This is a genomic window from Blastocatellia bacterium (assembly GCA_025054955.1).
GTDB lineage: Bacteria > Acidobacteriota > Blastocatellia > HR10 > J050 > JANWZE01.
Window position 1 is genome coordinate 1 of record JANWZE010000041.1, and the last position, 5,234, is coordinate 5,234.

At 55.5% G+C, this 5,234-nt stretch carries 4 protein-coding genes; all 4 read left to right on the forward strand.

The genetic code is table 11. The annotated features are described in order from the left end of the window. Positions 1–57 precede the first annotated feature (57 nt). The 4 genes from NZ823_05540 to NZ823_05555 all read left to right on the forward strand — a co-directional run bounded on the left by NZ823_05540 (position 58) and on the right by NZ823_05555 (position 4,907). The gene (locus NZ823_05540) at positions 58–1,242 is read left to right on the forward strand and encodes a cytochrome c3 family protein (protein MCS6804594.1); all 1,185 of its coding nucleotides are present in this window, start codon (positions 58–60) and stop codon (positions 1,240–1,242) included. Positions 1,243–1,738: 496 nt separating this feature from the next. Beyond that, on the forward strand, positions 1,739–2,632 hold the full coding sequence (locus NZ823_05545; GenBank protein ID MCS6804595.1) for a DUF3782 domain-containing protein: 894 nt from the start codon (positions 1,739–1,741) through the stop codon (positions 2,630–2,632). Between the two features lie 124 nt (positions 2,633–2,756). Continuing rightward, positions 2,757–3,635, forward strand: a complete 879-nt coding sequence (locus tag NZ823_05550; protein MCS6804596.1) for a DUF4331 family protein — start codon at positions 2,757–2,759, stop codon at positions 3,633–3,635. A gap of 12 nt (positions 3,636–3,647) precedes the next feature. Further along, entirely contained in the window at positions 3,648–4,907 is a 1,260-nt protein-coding gene (locus NZ823_05555; GenBank protein MCS6804597.1) for a tetratricopeptide repeat protein, read from the forward strand. Positions 4,908–5,234: the final 327 nt, after the last annotated feature.

The window sequence follows — 5,234 nt, forward strand, 5'->3', positions numbered from 1 at the left end:
TGTCTCGCCTATGATCTGAGTTCTCTGGTGTTTCAACTTTACTTCTGGAGGTGATCTATGAGTAGAACCATCAAACGCAATCTTAAATTCGTGATCGTGGTCTTTATTATGGCTCTTGGCTTGAGCATTCTTTATGATGCCAAAGCCGAGGTCAAAGCAACGAGTGGAGCGAGCGTGCAGCAGAGCGCGCAGCTACCGGTCACAGCGCGTCCCACGCCCGCGCATGGCGTGGCGCAGCGAAATCCTTTTGAAACGTTTCCCACCAGTTTGCATGCCACACGACGCGGCAAAGTCACTTGGTACAGTGCCGCAAACGGTGGGTTTGAAACGTTGACAGGCATTCCGATCGGTCAACTGACCTGCCTGAGCTGTCATCCAGGCACCCGCGCTGATGGAACCCCCATCAGCACTGCAACCTATCGGCCGGACTGCTCAGATTGCCATGTGCGTATCGGCGATCCAGTTCCAGACCAAACGTGCCTCAAATGCCATAGCCGACAGGGTCTCGAGATCCGCCTGGGCTATCCCGATGTTCACCGGGCGGCCGGATTCAAGTGCACGAACTGTCATACGTCTCGTGAAATGCACGGCGATGGCACGCAGTACACCTCTTGGTTGCAACCGGGAGCAATGGATGTCAAGTGCGAGACCTGCCACACGCAAGTCGCGACTCAAAACGTCTCGCACCTGATTCATTTCCGTTCGGTTGACTGCACGGCGTGCCACACGCAGTCGGTCATCACCTGTTACAATTGTCACTTCGAGAGCGAAGTGGCAGGAGATCGCAAACGGCCCTACGGCGTGCTGAGAGACTATCTGCTGCTACTGCGGCGGGAAGGCAGCGGCAAGGTCCACGCAGGCACGTTCATGGCCTTGACCTACCAAGGTCAATCCTTCTACGCGCTGGCTCCTTACCGGGCACACACAATTGTGAAAAACGCCCGGACGTGCCAGGATTGCCATAACAGCCCTGCGCTTCAGGAGTATTTCCAAACAGGGCGCATCACCGTCACCAGGTGGGACGGCAATCAAATCCTCAACACCAAGGGCGTGATTCCTATTCCGCCAGATTGGCCGCAGACGCTCCAACTTGACTTTGTCAACTATACAGGCGATCCCACCGCTGCACAGACGGACCCGACCAAATGGGTCTTTCTGAAAAGCGGCGCGGATCGAACTCAAATGCTCTTTGCTCAACCGCTCACGGCTGAGCAGATGAATAAACTCAGAATGTTTAGGTAGGAGCAACCCGGTCCCAGCCAGCACCAGACGGAAAACCGTCCGGCCCTGAGCTGTATAAGATCAGCCGGTTGATGAACGAGTGAGACGCTTGGGTCGCGGAAGGTTACTACGAGCCTCCTGCGACCCAAGCGCGAGTCGCCGGTTTATCCTTAAAGCAAATACACAAAGGCACGGTGAAAATTCTGCGACACTGACATCCCGCCTCAGGACTGAGAACCTTTTGTAGCGATACGCCCAAACCAGTTGACGTGGAAGACACTGACATTCCGCCTCGGAAATAACACCCACCAAGCGCCTGCGTTGAGCTTCGCTCGCGGATGCCACGGAAGCAGCTAAACAGGCTGAGTTCAATCGCCCCACCAAGCGCCTGCGTTGAGCTTCACTCGTGGATGCTCCCTTGGGCTGCGTCTTTGCTACCGACGGCGACGGACTGCCCGGTTAGATTGCATGCGGAGTGCAATGCCGGTATACTCATGGTGGCACAGTGAGGTGCACGATGGCCATTGATCTAGAGACACTGCGAGAAATCTTGAAGACCGAATTGCCGCGTCTGTTGCGCGAACACCCAGAAACGCGCTACGAGATATGGGGCATGATGCTGGAGACTTTTCCCTCCCGGCAAGAGTTCGCCAGCCTGTCCGAAGAACTCAGAGCCTTTCGTCATGAGACCGCACAACGGTTCGACAACGTTGATCAACGACTGGATCGCATGGATCAACACTTCGAGCAAGTTGATCAACGACTGGATCGCATGGATCAACACTTCGAGCAAGTTGATCAACGACTGGATCGCATGGATCAACGATTCGACCAAGTTGACCAACGATTCGAACAGGTGGATCAACGATTCGAACAGGTGGATCAACGATTCAACCAAGTTGACCAACGATTCGAACAGGTGGATGAACGATTCGACCAAGTTGATCAACGATTCGAAAAAGTGGATGAACGATTCGAACAGGTGGACCGACGATTTGATGAGCTGACGGCCGAGATGCGTCAGGGCTTTGAAAATCTCCATCGCGCCATAGATCGTCTTGGCAGTCGTTGGGGCATTCGTAACGAGAGCATCTTCCGTCAGACGATTGCCACACTGCTGGAAGAATCCTTCGGCGTCAAGGTTGAGACACGCACGATTGATGGCGAACAGTTCGATGTCATCATCAAAAACGGGCAGCACATCTTGGTCGAGATCGCCGCGAGCGTTGGGCCGAAGATTCAAGAGCGGCTCGAACGCAAGCGACGAATTTACACAGAGGCTACCGGTGTGGAACCGACTCGCGTGATCCTGGCCACTGCTTCAATCCACAGCCGACGCGCGCATGCGCTGCGGCAGGCCGGCTTCGAGGTCATCGAACCGGAAGAAGATGTCCTGGAAGAAACATCCTAACTGGCATTGTTCCCTTGCGTCAGCGAGCTCCCGTGAATTGATGAGTTCTCTGCTTGACACGCGGAGGCCGAATCCATATAAGTTTTACGGCCCGACACTCTCAGAGATTAAGGAGGTATCGCTAATGAAACGGCTCGTTGTCATGTTTCTCAGCTTCAGCGTTCTATGTGCAATGCCACTAAGCTGGCCTGCTTCGGCCTCGGATCACGACGACACGCCATTATTGCGGATGTTGAATCGTCATGATGCGCGGCTCACTGATTTACACGCTTTCGTTCGGGAAGAGAATCTCGTCATCTCGCTCTGCAGTGATCCGACTATTCCGCCAAGCGCCGCCAGCTATCGGTTTCCTTCCGACGTGACCTTCGATATCCACGTTGACTACGATTCTGAGGTCAGCCCAGAAGACCCCGACCTCCTGGGAGGCACGATTCTGAACCCAGCCGGGATTCGGGAAGACATCACCTATCGCATCCGCTTCAATCCTGATCAGTCGGCCTCGATCGAGTATCGTCGGAGCGATGGACAGTATGATGGTATCTGGCTCACGGGTTTCTATGCCGGTTTGCGCGATGATCCGTTCATTCGCGGGCCACGCATCGGACGTAATATCGCAGCGATTGTAATCCAGGTGCCGCTGGCCTCTGTCCTTAAGAATCAAAGCACCATCCTCATCTGGGCTACTTCAAAGGTGGAGACCATAGAAGGGCCATTCCACGATTTGGCCGGGCGCTCGCTACGCTCCCAGGAACCAGAATTTCTGGCACTCAATACGCTACATCCCAGTGAACATCTAGCGCGCACCGGCCTGAAACCAGATGTGATGATCTACGACACATCCAAACCAGCCGCATTCCCCAATGGTCGAGCGCTGACTGATGATGTGGTGGATTTGACAGCAGTGCCACGCATCGTTGCCAGTGATGCACCGTTTCCCAGCGCGAATGACCTGCCGTTTTTGGAAACGTTCCCCTACCTGGCCCCACCGCACCCGCCGCGATGATGGAGAGCCAGGATGGCGAGAGTGAATCCTTGCAATTGGTGCCGGTTGCTGGTGGTGCTACTGCTCTCTTCCTGGGTGTACGCCCAACAGCAACCGGATAAACAGATCGAGTATTACCGCGCCAAGCTTGCCAAAGACCCCTTGCACTGGCCTTCGCACGCGGGACTGGGGGCCGCCTATCTGAGGAAGGCCCGCGACACGGACGACGTCGCCTACTACGCCAAAGCCGAAGAGGCGCTCAAACGCTCGCTCCACTTGCAGCCAAACTACGAAGCATTGCTCCATCTGACGGCTCTCTACGTCGCCCAGCATCGTTTTCAGGAAGCAATTTCCTATGGATGGCAGGCCGTCGAGGCCGTGCCGAGCGATACAGAATCCTACGTGTACCTCAGCGATGCCTACTTTGCCAGCGGTGATTACGAACGTGCGACAGAGGTGGCAGTCAAGATGCTGGCCATTAAACCTGACTTTTATGCCCTGACTCATTCAGCCCGCTGCCGCTATGTGCGCGGCGACATGGAGGGCGCGCTCAACCAAATGCAGCAGGCGCTGACCGTGGCCGTTCAGGACAAAGTAGGCCAGTCGCTCATATCCTGGGGATATGTGCAACTGGGTAGTCATTACTTCGGAGTGGGGGATTTGAATCGAGCTGAACAAGCCTATCAGCAAGCGTTGGCCGCTTCGCCCAACGATACGCTGGCCATCGAGCATCTGGCTGAACTGCGCACTGCTCAGCGCAACTTCAAAGCGGCCATCGCGCTGTATAGGAAATTGCTGAAGCAGCGGGCAAATCCAGAATGGCAAGCCGCGCTGGCCGGAGTCTATGCCCAGATGGGATACACAGCTCAAGCTCGACGGCTCCGCCGCCAGGCCGAAGCCGCCTATCGGCGCGCCATTGCTGCCGGGCGGGTGGATTATTATCGTCACCTCGCTCACTTGTACTTGGATCACGACGTGAACCTAGCTGAAGCATTGACGCTGGCGCAGAAGGACATTGAGCTGCGGCGTGACGTGTTCGCCTATGATACGCTGGCCTGGGCATACTACAAAAACGGACGCTACGAGCAGGCTGCTCAAACCATACAAGAGGCGCTGCGCTGGGGCATCAAAGACGCAGAGCTCTTTTTCCACGCCGGCATGATTTACTATCGCCTGGGCGACGCCACGCAAGCCCGCGACTACCTGGAGCGCGCGCTGGCCACGAATCCGTATTTCAATGCTTCTGACAGTGACATGGCTCGTACCATCATCAAGCAGCTAGCTCGACCCTAGCGACGCGCTCGTTTGGCCTGTCATCGCTTTTGCTCTCCTTGAACTGGAGCGATTTTAATTTGTCCTTAGCCTGAGAGCTCCGCATCTTGGGGGTTGAGGCACGCCGGGCGCGCGATCCCAGAGCAGACTCATTCGCAGACCGCTCTAACTCCCTGCCAACCTACACGAAAATAGCCCACGAAACACCCGAACGGCGCGAAAGAATTTCATTGTTCGTCGTGGTGAACCTCGCTCATGAGCAATTACCCAGAAAGCAATACCAGTGCTTTGATTCATCGTTGTTATCAGTGAGGCAGCCAGCGTATGGTATTTAGCCAATGACGGGGC

Excerpts from the sequence above, each read along its gene's own strand:
- NZ823_05550 (MCS6804596.1), top strand. The coding sequence starts at position 2,757 with ATGAAACGGCTCGTTGTCATGTTTCTCAGCTTCAGCGTTCTATGTGCA.
- NZ823_05540 (MCS6804594.1), top strand. The coding sequence starts at position 58 with ATGAGTAGAACCATCAAACGCAATCTTAAATTCGTGATCGTGGTCTTT.
- NZ823_05545 (MCS6804595.1), top strand. The coding sequence starts at position 1,739 with ATGGCCATTGATCTAGAGACACTGCGAGAAATCTTGAAGACCGAATTG.
- NZ823_05555 (MCS6804597.1), top strand. The coding sequence starts at position 3,648 with ATGGCGAGAGTGAATCCTTGCAATTGGTGCCGGTTGCTGGTGGTGCTA.